Origin of the sequence: Pseudomonas brassicacearum (genome assembly GCF_918698105.1) — a bacterium.
GTDB lineage: Bacteria > Pseudomonadota > Gammaproteobacteria > Pseudomonadales > Pseudomonadaceae > Aquipseudomonas > Aquipseudomonas brassicacearum_F.
Map to the genome: position 1 here is coordinate 1 of NZ_CAKKMI010000168.1, position 1058 is coordinate 1058.

Below are 1058 nucleotides of genomic sequence, written 5' to 3' on the forward strand. Positions count from 1 at the left end.
CCGGTCAGCACCATCGTCAGCGATGTCAACGACACCACCACCGTAACGCTGACCGCCACACCAACCGTGAACGAAAACGGCACCATCACCTACACCGCGACCCTCACCGGTGCCGACGGCAAGCCGGTCACTGCGCAAAATGGTCCTGTGACGGTCACGCTCGAAAGCGGCAAGACCATCACCATCGCGGCGGGCGCAAGCTCGGGCGTATTGGATGTAGCCGTCGGCAACGACGTGTATCAAGGTCCAACCACCGTGACCGAGTCGATTGCTTCGGCATCGGGCGGTAACCTGGAAGCCATTGCTCCTAACACCGCTCCGGTCAGCACCATCGTCAGCGATGTCAACGACACCACCACCGTGACGCTGACTGCTACGCCGACCGTGAATGAAAACGGCACCATCACCTACACCGCGACCCTGACCGGTGCCGACGGCAAACCCGTCACCGCGCAGAATGGTCCTGTGACCGTGACGTTGGAAAGCGGCAAGACCATCACCATCGCAGCGGGCGCAAGCTCGGGCGTGTTGGATGTAGCCGTTGGCAACGACGTTTACCAAGGTCCAACCACCGTGACCGAGTCGATTGCTTCGGCATCGGGCGGTAACCTGGAAGCCATTGCTCCAAACACCGCACCGGTCAGCACCATCGTCAGCGATGTCAACGACACCACCACCGTGACGCTGACTGCTACGCCGACCGTGAATGAAAACGGCACCATCACCTACACCGCGACCCTCACCGGTGCCGACGGCAAGCCGGTCACTGCGCAAAATGGTCCTGTGACGGTCACGCTCGAAAGCGGCAAGACCATCACCATCGCGGCGGGCGCAAGCTCGGGCGTATTGGATGTAGCCGTCGGCAACGACGTGTATCAAGGTCCAACCACCGTGACCGAGTCGATTGCTTCGGCATCGGGCGGTAACCTGGAAGCCATTGCTCCTAACACCGCTCCGGTCAGCACCATCGTCAGCGATGTCAACGACACCACCACCGTGACGCTGACTGCTACGCCGACCGTGAATGAAAACGGCACCATCACCTACACCGCGACCCT

Annotated in this window: 1 protein-coding gene; it reads left to right on the plus strand. The window is 61.2% G+C overall.

The window, feature by feature from the left end:
- Positions 1-1058, plus strand: a 1058-nt coding sequence (locus LQ215_RS29460; RefSeq protein WP_230153737.1) for an immunoglobulin-like domain-containing protein, incomplete at both ends; no start/stop codon positions are given.